At 67.0% G+C, this 14,550-nt stretch carries 10 protein-coding genes; 4 read left to right on the top strand and 6 right to left on the bottom strand.

What is annotated here, in order from left to right; all coding sequences use genetic code 11:
- Positions 1 to 17: 17 nt before the first annotated feature.
- Positions 18 to 635, bottom strand: a complete 618-nt coding sequence (locus AB0H61_RS04120) for a histone deacetylase (RefSeq protein WP_357298949.1) — start codon at positions 633 to 635, stop codon at positions 18 to 20.
- Between the two features lie 199 nt (positions 636 to 834).
- On the opposite strand from AB0H61_RS04120, the gene AB0H61_RS04115 reads away from it, so the two are divergent.
- Entirely contained in the window at positions 835 to 1,668 is an 834-nt protein-coding gene (locus AB0H61_RS04115) for a DUF427 domain-containing protein (protein WP_357298946.1), read from the top strand.
- A 137-nt stretch (positions 1,669 to 1,805) separates the two neighbouring features.
- On the opposite strand, the gene AB0H61_RS04110 is transcribed toward AB0H61_RS04115, so the two are convergent.
- The 4 genes from AB0H61_RS04110 to lexA all read right to left on the bottom strand — a co-directional run bounded on the left by AB0H61_RS04110 (position 1,806) and on the right by lexA (position 7,364).
- On the bottom strand, positions 1,806 to 2,930 hold the full coding sequence (locus AB0H61_RS04110) for a lipase family protein (protein ID WP_357299858.1): 1,125 nt from the start codon (positions 2,928 to 2,930) through the stop codon (positions 1,806 to 1,808).
- 826 nt (positions 2,931 to 3,756) lie between these two features.
- Positions 3,757 to 4,881 (bottom strand): lipase family protein, encoded by a 1,125-nt coding sequence (locus AB0H61_RS04105; protein ID WP_357299856.1) that lies wholly within the window; start codon positions 4,879 to 4,881, stop codon positions 3,757 to 3,759.
- Between the two features lie 708 nt (positions 4,882 to 5,589).
- Complete coding sequence (locus tag AB0H61_RS04100) at positions 5,590 to 6,228, bottom strand: methyltransferase domain-containing protein (protein ID WP_357298943.1); 639 nt, start codon at positions 6,226 to 6,228, stop codon at positions 5,590 to 5,592.
- Positions 6,229 to 6,689: 461 nt separating this feature from the next.
- Positions 6,690 to 7,364, bottom strand: coding sequence for a transcriptional repressor LexA (lexA, locus tag AB0H61_RS04095; RefSeq protein ID WP_357299853.1), 675 nt, complete (start codon positions 7,362 to 7,364; stop codon positions 6,690 to 6,692).
- A 262-nt stretch (positions 7,365 to 7,626) separates the two neighbouring features.
- On the opposite strand from lexA, the gene AB0H61_RS04090 reads away from it, so the two are divergent.
- The 3 genes from AB0H61_RS04090 to nrdR all read left to right on the top strand — a co-directional run bounded on the left by AB0H61_RS04090 (position 7,627) and on the right by nrdR (position 10,144).
- The gene (locus tag AB0H61_RS04090) at positions 7,627 to 8,085 is read left to right on the top strand and encodes a hypothetical protein (RefSeq protein ID WP_357298941.1); all 459 of its coding nucleotides are present in this window, start codon (positions 7,627 to 7,629) and stop codon (positions 8,083 to 8,085) included.
- A gap of 151 nt (positions 8,086 to 8,236) precedes the next feature.
- A complete protein-coding gene (locus tag AB0H61_RS04085; RefSeq protein WP_357298938.1) occupies positions 8,237 to 9,490 on the top strand; it encodes a hypothetical protein in 1,254 nt (417 codons plus the stop codon).
- A gap of 186 nt (positions 9,491 to 9,676) precedes the next feature.
- Positions 9,677 to 10,144: a transcriptional regulator NrdR gene (nrdR, locus tag AB0H61_RS04080; RefSeq protein ID WP_357298936.1), complete on the top strand. Its 468-nt coding sequence runs from the start codon at positions 9,677 to 9,679 to the stop codon at positions 10,142 to 10,144.
- A gap of 49 nt (positions 10,145 to 10,193) precedes the next feature.
- Here the strand turns inward: nrdR and hrpA are convergent, their stop codons facing one another.
- Entirely contained in the window at positions 10,194 to 14,501 is a 4,308-nt protein-coding gene (gene hrpA / locus AB0H61_RS04075; RefSeq protein WP_357298932.1) for an ATP-dependent RNA helicase HrpA, read from the bottom strand.
- Between the last annotated feature and the right edge of the window lie 49 nt (positions 14,502 to 14,550).

The raw sequence follows: 14,550 nt of genomic DNA, 5'->3' as shown, positions 1-14,550 counted from the left end.
CTTGCGCTTCCGACCGGTTACCAGTCGAGGACGGCGGCAACGGAATCGGGTGTCCACTTCAGGTCGGCACCGGGGCGGGTGGCCAGGTAGGTGGCGATTCGGTCGACGGGCCAGGCGTGGGATTCGGTGATACCGGCGGCCAGGTGGCGGAGGTAGATGGGGGCGGGGGGATTGCCGGGGAGGTCGGTGTGGTGCCAGGGGGCGGTGCAGGTCAGAATGGGGTGGCCGTCGAGAGTGCCTGCGCGGATGAGGGTTTCGTAGCGGCCGGGGCCGAGGGTGGTGCGGCCGTTGGTGACGGTCTCGGTGAGGTCGAGGTCGGTGCCGGGGGGCCGGTACATCTCTTGGGCGATGATGTCGGAGAACTGGGCGGTGGTCAGTAGGTAGGCGCGGGCGGCGGTTTCGCCGGGGGTGTCGGGGGCGTAGAAGGCGCGGCCGCCGGTCCAGGTCAGGGATTCGGTGGCGAAGTAGAGGAGGCCGGGGAGAAGGAGCGGGACGGATCGGAGCGGGTCCGAGTGGTCGCGGCAGCCGGGAAGGGTGATGGCGCCGCCTTCGGGGGTACCGCCTGCCAGATAGCACTGCATGCGGCTGCGGTGCATGTTGGAGCCGTATGAGGCGTACCAGACCAAGTCCGTCACGGCTCCATTGTCCTGCGAAGGGCAGTCGGGTGAGCTGCGGAAGTCGACGGGACTCCGCCACGGTGGGATTTCGGCGTGATCGCGATGGAGGATACCCAGGCGACCGGCGCGCCTTGCCGGGAAAACTCGACCCGAGCGATGCTCCGGCGGAGCGGCTCGTCGGTTGACCTGGTGTCCGGCCCCGAGGAGCATGGTCGGAATGGTGCTTCAGCTGGGGCAACTGTTTATGCGCTCGCTGGGGGAACTGCGGTACGAGCCGACCGCGAAGCGGGTGCGTGCGGTGGTGGACGGCACGGCTGTGGTGGATTCGCGGCGGGCGATCCTGGTGTGGGAACCGAGCCGGTTGGTGCCGTCGTACGCCGTTCCGGTCGACGATGTGCTGGTCGAAATGCTGCCTGCGCCCGAGTCGGCCGATGGCCCGACGAATCCGGTTCGAGTGGAGGCCGGTGGGCCGCCCGTCCTCGATCCGCGGACACCTTTCGCGGTCCATACATGTGCGGGTGAACCGCGGACATTGCGGACCCCGGGTGGTGATCGGGTCGGTGTCGGCTTCCAGCTCGCGGATCCCGGGGTGGCCGGGTACGTCGTACTGGATTTCGCCGGTTTCGACGGGTGGCTCGAGGAGGAAGAGCCGATCGTCGGGCATCCACGTGACCCGTTCAAGCGGATCGACGTGCGGCGGAGTTCGCAGCTCGTCCGGGTCGAATGCGGGGGATGGGTGCTCGGGGAGAGCGAACGACCACGCATGTTGTTCGAGACCTACCTGCCGGTGCGCTACTACTTGCCCAGGGACGATATTCGCACCGACCTGCTGATCGAATCCGAAACGACCTCGCTCTGCGCGTACAAGGGCGAGGCGACGTACTGGTCGGCTCGGATCGGTGACGAGACCGTCGCGGACGTCGCCTGGACCTACCGCTACCCCCTCACCGACGCGATCGAGGTCCGCGACATGGTGGCGTTCTTCACCGAGCGCCTGGACCTGTTCCTGGACGACGAGTTGCAGCCCCGGCCGACAACCCCTTGGTCTTGACCAGACGCTCGGGCTCCCGTCTGGTATCGGTGGTCGAAACCGGTTGGTACGGACCGAAAGGGCGAGCGCAACCTGTGCGCTCGCCCTCGATCAGCTACGTGTCCCAGTCGGTTGCCTGCTGAAAGTTGCAGGCCCTGTCAACAGCGCACGGGGACCGGGTCGTTGTGGAAGCGGGACTCGACGTAATTCCAGGCGTCGGCGAAGCCGGCGACCGCGGTGGTCATATGTTCAGCGATGTCGTACGGGACGAAGGTCAGTGGGGTTCCGGCGTGGCAGTAGCGGTCCGCGACTTCCTTGACGGAGTCGAAGGGGGTGAGGCTGTCGTAGATGCCCTGCCAGATATACATCGGAGCGGTAGGAGTACCGGAGAAACGGCGGAGGCTGTTCTCATACAGAACCTCTCGGGCTTCCCTGCTGTCCATCAGGCTCTTCGACGCGGCGAGCTGATCGGCGTTGCGCAGCGCGCCGTGGAACAGCAGGAAGCGGCGGCACTCGTCATGAGTGAAGTCGCGGAACCACAGGCCGGTGTTGTTGAGCTGCGCGGAGATCGGCAGCCGCTGCGGATACTCGCGCTCTAGCCCCATGGCGGCGGCGAAGGCAAGGCCGAAACCCGGATGCGGTTCGAAGCCGAGGCCCAGGGCCATCTGTTCGAGGTCGGCGGGGATGCCACCGGCCACCACCGCGGCCAGCTTCAATTCGGGCGCGTAGGTCGGCTGGAGTGCGGCGGCCCAGGCGGAAGCCATGCCGCCGCCGGAGTAGCCGGCAATGGCGACGGGGGAGTTGGTGAGACCGATCTCCTTGGCGCGCTGCACGGCTCGCACGCTGTCCAGGGTGACCATACCGCTGAGCTTCGCCGCACCGTAGGCGACATTCGGGCCGAGGTAGTCGGGCAGCGAGATCGCCCAGCCGCGGCCGATCGGGAGCATGGCGCCGACCCCGTCCTGCAGTTCGCCATTGAACAGCGACCGCGACGGATTGCATTTGGTACCCAGCGAATTGATCAGCGCCTGGTAGGAGACCAGCGGAGGGTTCTGCACGCCCACCGGCAGCAGCACGGTGGTGACGGCCAGGATGGGACGTCCGCCGGAGTTGGTGGAGCGGAACGCCACCTGCCAGCCTTCGGTGCCGACGTATGGGCCGGTGTCGATGCGACGAGTGCGCACCACATCGCCGGGCGCCTTCGTGGCCAGGTCGCTGGGCGGGGCGAAGAACGGGTCGGGGTCGGGGGACGGGTATAGCGGGTCGGCGGCTGCGGTCGTCATCAGCGAACCCGCTGAGAGCAGAGTGATCAGGACCGCCAAGATCCTGGTCAGCGTCCGAGGCAAGGGTATATTTCCTTTGCTGTCAAGAGGAACGCGGCAGCTGCGCACCACAGCGATGATGCCCCCGGCCCCGACGCCGGATGCCGCAGATTCGGCACCACGGGTCCAGAGATTAGCTGAATCACATTGGTACTGAGCATTTCCTGGGTGCGGTATAGATCACATGACCAGGATTGCTACTGGGGGTAACAAGATAGTGTTGCGCGGCGACATAGTATGAATCTGGGTGTCCGCCAGGGAGCTTCGACGTTCCTACCTCGGACGGTGTGCGACGAGGCTCGGGCTTCGGACATGCTCGACCGATGGTAGCTGAGACAGTGGGCCGCAGCGCCCCGTGACGGCCGCGGTGGCAGACGCGGGTGTGCCGGAGATTTTCCGATTCTGACATGTGTTCCCATCCTCGCTGTTCGTCGCGACGAATAGGCGATGAGAACCTGTCGAAGTTCTTGCCGGATCAAGATTTTCGGGCAGGGCCGTGTACCCATTCTGAGTCGGAAAGGAATGTCATGATCCCGCAGTTCGTGATCGAGCTCGTTGCCGCGCTCAACGGCTTCCTCGGAATGCTCCTCATTCCGTGACGTGGTTGCCCGGGTCGGCGACCACGGAACTCCGGCCCGAACGCTCGGACTCGGGTCGGAAGCGATGGTCGCGCTTCGGAATAGGGCGAGCGCACCATGTGCACTCGCCCTGTTCCGTGTCCATGTCCCAGTCGGTTGCCCATCGATTACCCGTCGGTTGATGCAGATCGGCCGGGCATGCGGCTGTCTCAGCAGTGGACAGGCACCGGCTCGTTACGGAAGCGGGACTCGATGTAGTTCCACGCGTCGGGGAAGCCGACGACCGCGGTCGTCATGTGCTCGGCGATGTCGTAGGAAACGAAGGTCAGCGGGGTACCGTCCTGGCAGTAGCGGTCCGCCACCTCCTTGACGGAGTCGAACGGCGTGAGGGTGTCGTAGACGCCATGCCAGAGATACATCGGGGCGGTGGGGGTTCCGGAGAAGCGACGGAGACTGTTCTCGTGCAGCACGTCCTTGGCTTCCGCGCTGTCCATCAAGCTCTTCGACGCGGCGAATTGCTCGGCGCTGCGGAGGGCGCCGTGGAAGAGTAGGAAGCGGCGACACTCGTTCTGGGTGAAATCGCGGAACCAGAGGCCGGTGTGGTTGAGCTGCGCGGAGACCGGAAGTCGGTCCGGGTACTCGCGTTCCAGGCCCATGGCGGCGGCGAAGGCGAGACCGAAACCCGGATGCGGTTCGAAGCCGAGGCCCCGGGCCATCTGCTCGAGGTCGGCGGGGATACCGCCCGCGACGACCGCGGCGAGATTCAGCTCCGGCGCGTAGGTCGGCTGCAATGCGGCTGCCCACGCCGCGGCCATACCGCCGCCGGAGTAACCGGCAATCGCGACCGGCGAGTCGGCGAGGCCGATCTCCTCGGCCCGCTGGACAGCCCGCACGCTGTCCAGGGTGACCATGCCGCTGAGCTTCGCCGCACCATAGGCCACGTTGGGACCCAGGTAGTCGGGCAGCGATACCGCCCAGCCGCGGATGATCGGGAGCATGGCTCCGGCCGAATCCTGCAGTTCGCCGTTGAACAGTGACCGCGACGGATTGCACTTGGTGCCCAATGAATTGATCAGCGCCTGATAAGAGACGAGCGGAGGATTCTTCGCGCCCATCGGGAGCAGTACCGTCGTCACGGCCAGAATGGGATTGCCGCCGGAGTTGGTGGAGCGGAACGCCACCTGCCAGCCCTCTGTACCGATGTAGGGACCGGTATTGATATGACGCGTGCGCACCACATCGCCGGGCGCCATCCCGTCCAGGTCGCTGGGTGGGGCGAAGAACGGGTCGGGGTCGGGGGTGGGATACAGCGGGTCGGCGGCTGCGGTCGTCATCAGCGAACCCGCTGAGAGCAGAGTGATCAGGACCGCCAAGATCCGGGTCAGCGTCCGAAGCAAGGGTGTGGTTCCTTTGTTTTGGGAAGTGTGGCGGCTGTACACGGCAGCGGTTGCGCCCCCGGCCCCCCAACGCCTGATGCCGCAGGTTCAGCACCATCCGGAGCCAGAGATTAGCTGAATCACAGTGGAGCTGAGCACTGCCTGGATGCGGCAAAGATCACATGAATCCGGTACTTGCTGGAGCGTAACAGGTTGTTGTCACGCGTCGACGTACGCAGAAATGTGCGTGTCTACCGGTCGGTTTTAGCTCTCTGGCTGAGACAGTATGGTGCCGATTCTGCTAGTGAGCCATGCGCGGTCGCGTGGTAGCTGAGACAGCGCCGACTGCACTCGGCCCGCGTGCCGAGCGCTGGTTGTCCCGTGCCGTTGAGTCTCGAACATTGCGTGCCCGGGGTTCGATCGGCCTTGCGGGCGATCACATCTGCTCGGGGAGCAAACGGTGAGCCGACGCCGGCCCTCGTGTTCCCCGCATATGCGGGGCCATTGAGCGGATCGGCGGAAATCGTTCAGGGTGCGCGGGATTCGAGGGATGCTTGCGTGGCATCCAGTGGTTCCCGGGCGGTGTGTGCGGCGTCGATGGTGTGGAGTGGTGGACTCCGCATCCGAGCGCTGGGTTCGGGTTTGCCGATGGTGGATCGGCGGGTATCAGTTTCGTCGTGCGACGGTCAGGATGTCGGGAATGAGGGCCGGGGGCAGGGGGCGGTGGACCGGGTGCTGGGCGGTGATGGTGAAGCCGGCTGCGGTGATCAGAGTGCGCATTTCGGCGGGGGTGGGGAAGTAGGCGAGACCGCGGACGGCTTGTGGCTGTAGGGCTTTGGCGAATTTGCCGGTGGGGTTGTTCAGGACTATGGCGAGGAGGCCGCCGGGGGTGAGGATGCGGTGGAATTCGGCCAAGGCGGGGGCGTGGTCGAAGAAGTGGAAGGCGTGGGTGGAGACGACGGCGTCTACGGAGTTGTCGGGTAGTCCCAGGTTCTCGGCGTGGCGGTTGATCCAATGCACGTGGGTCGAGCGGGATTTCGCCTGTTGCAGCATGCCGGGGGAGGCGTCGCAGCCGTAGACGACTTCGGGTCGGAGCTCGCGTTGGATGCGGGCGGCCATGATGCCGGTGCCGCAGCCGACGTCGGCGATTCGTTGCGCGCCGGACAGTTTCAGCCGGGCGATGATGTCGTCCTGTGGGGGCTGGTAGGCGAGGCGCTGCATTATCGGGAAGTTGTAGAGCCGGGCGAGGCGGCTCCAGCCCTCGGTGACCAGATCGTTGAGGGTGCGGGTGGTGGGTGCGGGCATGGTCGTCCTCCGGTGCGTCTCTATTCGCCGACTCTCGTGTCTGAGACAATTCTGCACCCTGGGTGGGTTACTCGCTCGATGGGTTGTCGGTGGAGGTATCCCGCGTACCGGGCCCCTCACTAGGTGACCAAATAACGGCCGCCCGGATTGCCGTGTGGCCGTTGCGGGTCCATTCGGGCGCGGGCCCGCAGCGCCCACCGCCCGGTGGCCCAATCGTTCGTGTTCGAGTGCGAACAGCGCGATGCCGGTCGCGAAGAATGTCGCGATGCCGATCACCAACCGGCCGGAGAATCCGCGGGCCGCCGCCGTCGGTGTCGAAGCCGGGCTGACAGTGTCTGCGAGGAACGGCATGAGGCCGGGGTGCTGTGGGTGCGGGCGAGGCTTACGCCAGTCCCGGCTTCGCGACGGAAATGAAGCGGGGCAGCGACTTTCCTGCCGCTGCCCCGTCGTCGCGTCTACGTTCAGACCTTGCGGATAACCGTGACGACCTTGCCCAGAATGCGCGCGTCATTACCGGGGATCGGCTCGAACAGCGGATTGTGCGGCATCAGCCACACATCCTGGCCGGTGCGCTTGAACGTCTTCACGGTGGCCTCGCCCTCGATCATGGCGGCCACGATCTCGCCGTTGTCCGCGACATTCTGCTGGCGGACCACCACCCAGTCGCCGTCGCAGATGGCGGCGTCCACCATCGACTGGCCGACGACCTTCAGCAGGAACAGCGAACCGTCGCCGACCAATTCGCGGGGCAGCGGGAAGACATCCTCCACCGCCTGCTCGGCCAGGATCGGACCACCGGCGGCAATGCGACCGAGCACCGGCACGTAGGTCGGGACCGGATGTCCGGAATCGGCTGCGGCGCCGGAGTCGTCGGCCGCGGCACTGGGCAGGCTGGTCACCGCGCGCACGGCCTCGTCGAGTCCGCGCACATCCACCGCGCGCGGCCGATTGGGGTCGCGCCGTAAATAGCCCTTACGTTCCAGGGCGCGGAGCTGATGGGCGACAGAGGAGGTCGAAGTGAGTCCGACGGCGTCGCCGATCTCCCGAATGCTCGGCGGGTAGCCGCGCTCGCTCACCGAGGTACGAATGACCTCCAGTACCTTGCGCTGACGCACGGTGAGATCCGCCCCGGTCAGGGACGGGTCGGTGCCGACTCCGCTCTCGTCACCCGTGTCGTCTGTGTGGCTCACCGGCAACCGCCTTCCTGTTGATGATGTCGCTCCCTGAATTTAGTCCGGTCACGCGAATGTTTCAAACATCTGTTCGACGCATGTCGGGCGTTTCTGCTGACTTTGTCGGGGCTCCGTGGTAGAAATCGAACACAAGTTCTTCGAACAAGTGATCGAACAGCGACTCCCTTCGAGCCACCATCCAGCACCTATTACGGAGGTTTGTCCGATGAGCACCGCGATCCGCGACATCACTACAGCGACCACCGCCCTGGCATCCGTCGACGTCGTCGACAATGACGTCGACTCGGCCTTCGACACCGTGCCGAAGGTGCGACGTCCGCGTCGGGTCGGGTTGCGCGCCATCGATGCGGCGCCGCGGTCGCTCGCGGATCGACGCCCGCGCGGTAGCAGGCCTGGCGATGCGGTCGAGCTGTATCGCCGGGGTCCGGTGCGCACCCCGGCGGTCAGGCATCCGCGTGGCGCGCACCCGATGGAGGATCGGGTCGAACAGGCGCAGCTGGGTTTCGCGGTATTGGCGGTGGCGGCGCTGCTGAGCGCGCTGGTGGTGACGGCGCTGATCGGGTTGGCGCATTGGCGGGCGGGCACATTCCATGATGAGGCGCCCGCGACGGTGCCGGGGGTTGTCGAGCGGCAGTCGATTCCGGCGGACGTGCTCCCGCGCTGATCGCGGTGGAGTCGAATTCCGCTGTGGCGGAGGGCTGAATCGGCCATGGAGGGTGGCCGAATTTCTCGATCGAGAACTAGAACGCGTTGCTACGGTGCTGAATACGTGACCCAGGCAACATCTGCCTCGATCGATTCGGGACTTCGCCGCAATGACGCATCACGCCGCTGGACGCACCGTCCGCGTTCTCGCCCGGACCGCCGGGTTGTTCACCTGCCTGTTGTTGGGGCTCAGTATGATTCCGGCCGCACAGGCCGCACCGGCCTATCACGGATTCCTCGACCTCGCGGCCGTCAACGGCGACGGCGCCGCGGGCGGCGGACTGAATCCGGCACTCCCACTGGATGAAACGGTGCTGCGCGAGGCTCTGGACCGAGCTCGCGCGGACGGCGTCGCGCCCCAGCGTTACGGCACCCTGCTGCACCAATATTGGCTCGTCGTCGCCACCCGTAATGCCCAGATCGACTTGGCCGCCTGGGATCCGCCGCGCGGCGTGCGCGCCAATGAGCGCACCTTCAACCAGGTGTACGTCAACTATCTGCGCCTGACCACCCAGCACCCCGAATTCTTCTGGGCGGGATTGGCGGGCATCGCGGGTGGTTCCTTCGCCTCCGGGTTCTTCGATATGAGCGATGTCGGCGTGATCGTCGATGTGCCCGGCATCCACCAACTCGGCAATGCCGTCGCCGATCTGCTACGCGGCACGCCGCAGGAGTTGGTGGCCGGGGTGCCCGCCGACATTCGGCTGCTCGCCACCGAGGGCCCACGGCTGTCCGTCGAGGATCTCGCCTGGTACCAGACCCGGCTGATGATCATGCAGAAGCACATCTTCACCGATCTGGTCCCGATGCACGAAGCCTATGTCGCACTGGGCATGCCGGGTATCGACGAGATGTACGCCGCGGGCGTGATCGATGCGGATATCCGCGCCGCGTGGCAGTCGATCACCGAGGGCACCCGGGCCGGATATATCGACGCGCTGATCCGGATGACCGATCGCGAACAGAACCATGTCATCGCCGACCAATGGGACGACACCTCCGCCGGTCGCGGCGCCATGGGCCGTGTTCTCACCTACGTCAGCACGGTGGCGGGCAAACCCGCCGTTCCCGGTGTCCTAGCGCCGGGGGTTTTCGCGCCGTCGATAGTCCGCGCCGATGTCGCGGGCCGAACCCTGTCGCTGCGCACCCCGCTGCCCGATTTCAACTGGGCCGACCGGGACACCCGCTGGACCTACATCATGGGCGATCTGGTGCCGCGCCATATCGATATGGAAACCGATCCGGTGCTCGCCGCGAATGTGCTCGGCGAACCGTTCTGGAATAAGCTCGCGCGCGGCCGGCTCGTCCCGCGGCTTCCGGAGTTGATCTCGGACCTGACCCAGCAGTGGCAGATCGGCGGGTGAGCCCCGCCGGGCGAAAGGCCCGGTGGCAGCCCGGGTATTCTCGAAGTGCTATGGAGGTATACCGCACGTCAACATGGGTACACCTGGTGCCGGGTATACACCCCTGTACACGTGCTCGCCGGACCGGTCACCCCGATCGGATGCCGGGCCGGACGCGAGCGCGCGCATCGACGAAGGATCTCCCGGATGCATTGCCCGTACTGCCGACACCCTGACTCGCGGGTGGTCGATTCGCGCGAGGCCGAGGAAGGCGCGGCCATCCGCCGTCGACGCTCCTGCCCGAACTGCGGGAGACGTTTCACCACGGTCGAGACCGCCATCCTGTCCGTGGTCAAGCGCAGCGGCGTCACCGAACCGTTCAGCCGCGAAAAGGTCATCCGTGGCGTGCGTCGCGCATGCCAAGGACGCGAAGTCGATGACGACGCCCTGAACCTGCTGGCTCAGCAGGTGGAGGACGCTGTGCGTGCCAAGGGGTCCCCCGAGGTCCCCAGCCACGAGGTCGGTCTGGCGATCCTCGGCCCGCTCCGCGACCTCGACGAGGTCGCCTACCTCCGCTTCGCCTCGGTCTACCGCTCCTTCACCTCGGCCGAGGATTTCGAACACGAGATCCAGGACATGCGCGCGGCGCGTGCCGCGGCGGTCGCCGCCGACTGACACACGGAGGGATTGCCGCCGAATCCGCTCGGCGGTAATCCACACCGCGCTACCGGCGGATCGCGGAGATCGCCTTATCGATGCGTTTGGCGGAGATCGGGTAGGGGGTCCCGAGCTTCTGGGCGAAGAGGCTGACGCGGAGTTCCTCGATCATCCACCAGATTTCGGTGACATCGGGGGCGTTCTTGCGGGTCTCGGGCAGGGTGGTGATCAGGCGGTCGTAGGCGGCCAGGACGCGGTCGACCTCGACCATGCCCTGGCGGTCGCGAACGGCGGAGGCGGGCAGGGCCTCCAAGCGGGCGACGGCGGCCTGGAGGTAGCGCGGGAGTTCGCGCAGGCGCGCGCCGCCCCATTCGGAGATGAAGCCTGGGAAGACGAGATCGTCGAGTTGATGACGGACGTCATCGGCGATATCGCGTTCGCTCGTGTCCGCCAAGGCCGACGAAACCCGATGGGCGCCGGCCAGCACCGGCACCACCAGTCGTACCAACCGCGCGACGGTCGAGGTGAAATCGGGGCGCAGCGCGGTGACCAGCGCATCGAACCTGTCCGGGCTGCGCACCGGGCCACCCGCGGCGGCGATGAGTTCGTCGGCCGCCGCGGCGCGGCAATCCTCGACCAGTGCGTCCAGTGAACCGTACGGATTCTGGCTCAGCGCAAGGCGATCCTGCGGTGGCAGGCTCGCGGTGACGGTGCGCGCCGAGGTGGGGAGGGCAGCCAGCACCAGTGCGCGGGTGCCGATCCGCATGGCGGCTGCCTGCTCGGCGGGGGAACTGAGGACGCGCACCGCGACCCCCTCGCCCTCGGGGACCAGCGCGGGGTACCCGGTGACGGTCTGACCGGCCACCTCGCGGCGCACGGTCGATTCGACGGTGCCCAGCGATTCCGAGGTCCAGACGGTGGCCGGGGCACGCTCGGCGCCCGCGGTGGCGCGGGCGACCGAGGCGGAAACCTGTTCGGCCAGCCGGGTTTTGAGAGTGGCCAAGCTCTTGCTCTTGGCCAACACCCGGCCCGCGGCATCGACGGCGGCGAAGGTCATTCGCAGGTGGTCGGGCAGCGCGGCGGGGTCCAGGTCGCCGGGTGCGATCGTGATCGAACCGAGGCGGGACAGTTCCCGGGCCAGCCCGGTGCGCAGGGGTTCCGCACGCGGGGTGAGTGCCGCGAGGGCGGCCGCGGCGAAGTCCGGTGCGGGCACGACGCTGCGACGCAGGGATTTGGGCAGGGTCTTGATGAATGCGGTCGCCAGCTCTTCGCGCATGCCGGGCACCAGCCAGTCGAAGCCGACGGCCCGCACGTGGGCGAGATGCTCGACCGGAATGCGCACGGTGACACCGTCATCGTCCTGACCCGGTTCGAATTGGTAGGTGAGCGGGAAGCTGAGCTCGCCCTGGCGCCAGGCGTCCGGGAAGTCGGTGGGATCGAGTTGTGCCGCACCATCGTTGACGACGGTCGACTTCGAGAAGTCCAGTAGCGCGGGATCTTTGCGCTTGGCGTTGCGCCACCAGCTGTCGAAGTGCCGCACCGAGACGATATCGGCGGGGATACGCCGGTCGTAGAACTCGAACAGCACCTCATCGTCGACCAGGATGTCGCGGCGGCGGGCCCGATGCTCCAGGTCGGCCACATCGTCGAGGAGTTCCCGATTGCGGTGGAAGAACTCGTGACGGGTCTGCCACTCACCCTGGACGAGGGCGTGCCGGATGAACAGCTCGCGCGACAGTTCCGGGTCGATGCGTCCGTAGTCGACCGGACGGCTGGTCACCAGCGGCACCCCGTACAGGGTTACCCGCTCGTAGGCCCGGGCCGCGCCGCGTTTGCTCGACCAATGTGGTTCGGAGTAGGTGCGTTTCACCAGATCACCGGCGAGGCGTTCGGCCCATTCCGGTTCCACCCTGGCCGCCATCCGGCCCCACAGACGTGAGGTTTCGACCAGTTCGGCGGCCATGACCCAGCGGGGCGGCTTCTTGGCCAGCGAAGAGCCGGGGAAGATCATAAACTTGGCGCCGCGGGCGCCGAGGAATTCGCGCGACTCCGCCTCGCGGACGCCGATATGGGAGAGCATGCCCGCCAGCAGCGCTTGGTGGATGGCGGCGGAATCCCACGGGGTGCCGTCATTGTCGAGTGCGGCGGTGGCGGCCTGGGAGGCGGACCGGCCGCCCCTGGCGCCCTGTGCCGATGCGTCGTCGGCCCGACCGGATCGGCCGCGTCCCCGGCGCGCACCATCGCCTTTGGACGCGGCGTCGGCGCGCGAGGGTCGGCCCGGTGCGGATTCGGTGGCGTCGCCACGGCCGGACCCGGAATCACCCTGGCGACCGCCGTCGGAGCGAACGGGGCCGCCGTCGGTCGACCACCCGAGTCCCCGGGTGATCGTGCGCAACTGTCCGTGCAGGTCCTGCCATTCCCTGATCCGCAGGTAATGCAGGAATTCATCGCGGCACATCCGCCGGAACTGGTTGGACGACAGTGATTTCCGCTGTTCCGTCAGATATTCCCAGAGTCGCAGGTAGGCGAGGAAATCCGAGCCCTCCACCACGAAACGTGCATGTTTGGCATCCGCGGCCTGCTGATGTTCTGCGGGACGTTCGCGTACATCCTGGATCGACAGTGCCGCCACGATGATCAGCACGTCGGCCAGGCAGCCGTCGCGGTGCGCCTGCACCAGCATTCTGGCCATGCGCGGGTCGACCGGGATCTGCGCCATCTCGCGGCCGATCGGGGTGAGGGTGAGCAGCGCGCTCGATTCACGCGACGAATCCCGCTCCGACGCAGCGGAATCGGGCGCCGAGGCGGCCGCATCGCGTATCCGGTCCCGCTGGTCGGCGCTCGGCGCCGGTGCGGTGGATTCCCGCTCCACAGCGGGTGCGCCGACGCCCTGACGTCGGGCCGCTTCGGCGCCGGACCGCCGCGCGAGCGCCCCGAGTTCCTCGAGCAGTGCGATACCGTCCCGGATCGCCCGCCTATCCGGCGCCTCCACGAACGGGAAGTTCTCGATATCCCCGAGCCCGAGCGCGGTCATTTGCAGGATGACGGCGGCCAGGTTGGTGCGCAGGATCTCCGGTTCGGTGAACGCGGACCGGGACTCGAAATCCTCCTCGGAGTACAGCCTGATCGCGATACCGTCGGCGACGCGGCCACACCGTCCGGAGCGCTGCCGCGCCGAGGCCTGCGAGACCTCCTCGATCGGCAGCCGCTGCACCTTGGTGCGCATCGAATAGCGGGAGATGCGCGCGGTTCCCGGGTCCACGACATAGCGAATGCCCGGCACCGTCAGCGAGGTCTCGGCGACATTGGTCGCCAACACCACGCGCCGCCCGGTGTGCGGCTGGAAGACCCGGTGCTGTTCGGCGGCGGAGAGCCTGGCATACAGCGGCACGATCTCGGTGCGCGCAATCTTCAGGTCGCGCAACGCATCCGCGGTATCGCGGATTTCCCGCTCACCCGACAGGAATACCAGCACATCGCCGTCGCCCTCGGCGAAGAGTTCCCGCACCGCATCACCGATGGCGTCCACCGGGTCGCGGTCGACGATTCGGGTGTCCTCGTCGTCCTCCTCGGTGGCGGAGGGCAGCTCCAGCGAGAGCGGGCGGTACCGGATCTCCACCGGATACGAGCGCCCCGACACCTCGACAATCGGTGCGGGCACACCCTTTTCGTCGGCGAAGTGCCGAGCGAACAGCTCCGGGTCGATGGTCGCCGAGGTGATGATCACCTTGAGATCCGGTCGGCGCGGTAGCAATTGCTTGAGGTAGCCCAGGAGGAAGTCGATATTGAGGCTGCGCTCGTGCGCCTCGTCGATGATGATCGTGTCGTAACGGCGCAGCAGACGATCGCGCTGGATCTCGGCGAGCAGGATGCCGTCGGTCATCAGCTTGATCAGCGTGCGGTCGGAGGCCTGATCGGTGAATCGGACGGTGTAGCCGACGACATCGCCGAGCTCGGTGTCCAACTCCTCGGCGATCCGCTCGGCGACGGTGCGGGCCGCCAGTCGGCGGGGCTGGGTATGCCCGATGGTGCCGCGGATGCCGCGACCGAGCTCCAGGCAGATCTTCGGGATCTGGGTGGTCTTGCCGGATCCGGTCTCGCCCGCGACGATCACCACCTGGTGCGCGGCGATCGCCTCGGCGATGTCCTCGCGACGCTGGGTGACCGGCAGCTGCTCGGGAAAACGGATCGACGGGACCGCCGTACGTCGCGCCTCGACGCGCAGCTCGGCGGCCGCGATCTCGGCGGTGATATCGGCGATCTCCTTGCCGCGCGCCCGGTCCAGCCGGCGCCGCAGCCGGTATTCGTCGCGGAGGGAAAGGTTCGCCAGGCGGGTGCGGAGCTCGCGGGTTCCGGTATCAGCTGTCCTGGTCATTGCGTCTACTAGCGTAATAGGAGCGTGCGGGTGGGGTCCGCGCGAGGGC

This window comes from Nocardia sp. NPDC050710 (genome assembly GCF_040654375.1).
Taxonomy (GTDB): domain Bacteria; phylum Actinomycetota; class Actinomycetes; order Mycobacteriales; family Mycobacteriaceae; genus Nocardia.
Note: the sequence above shows the minus strand (reverse complement) of the source record. Positions and strands in the feature narration are given on the sequence as shown.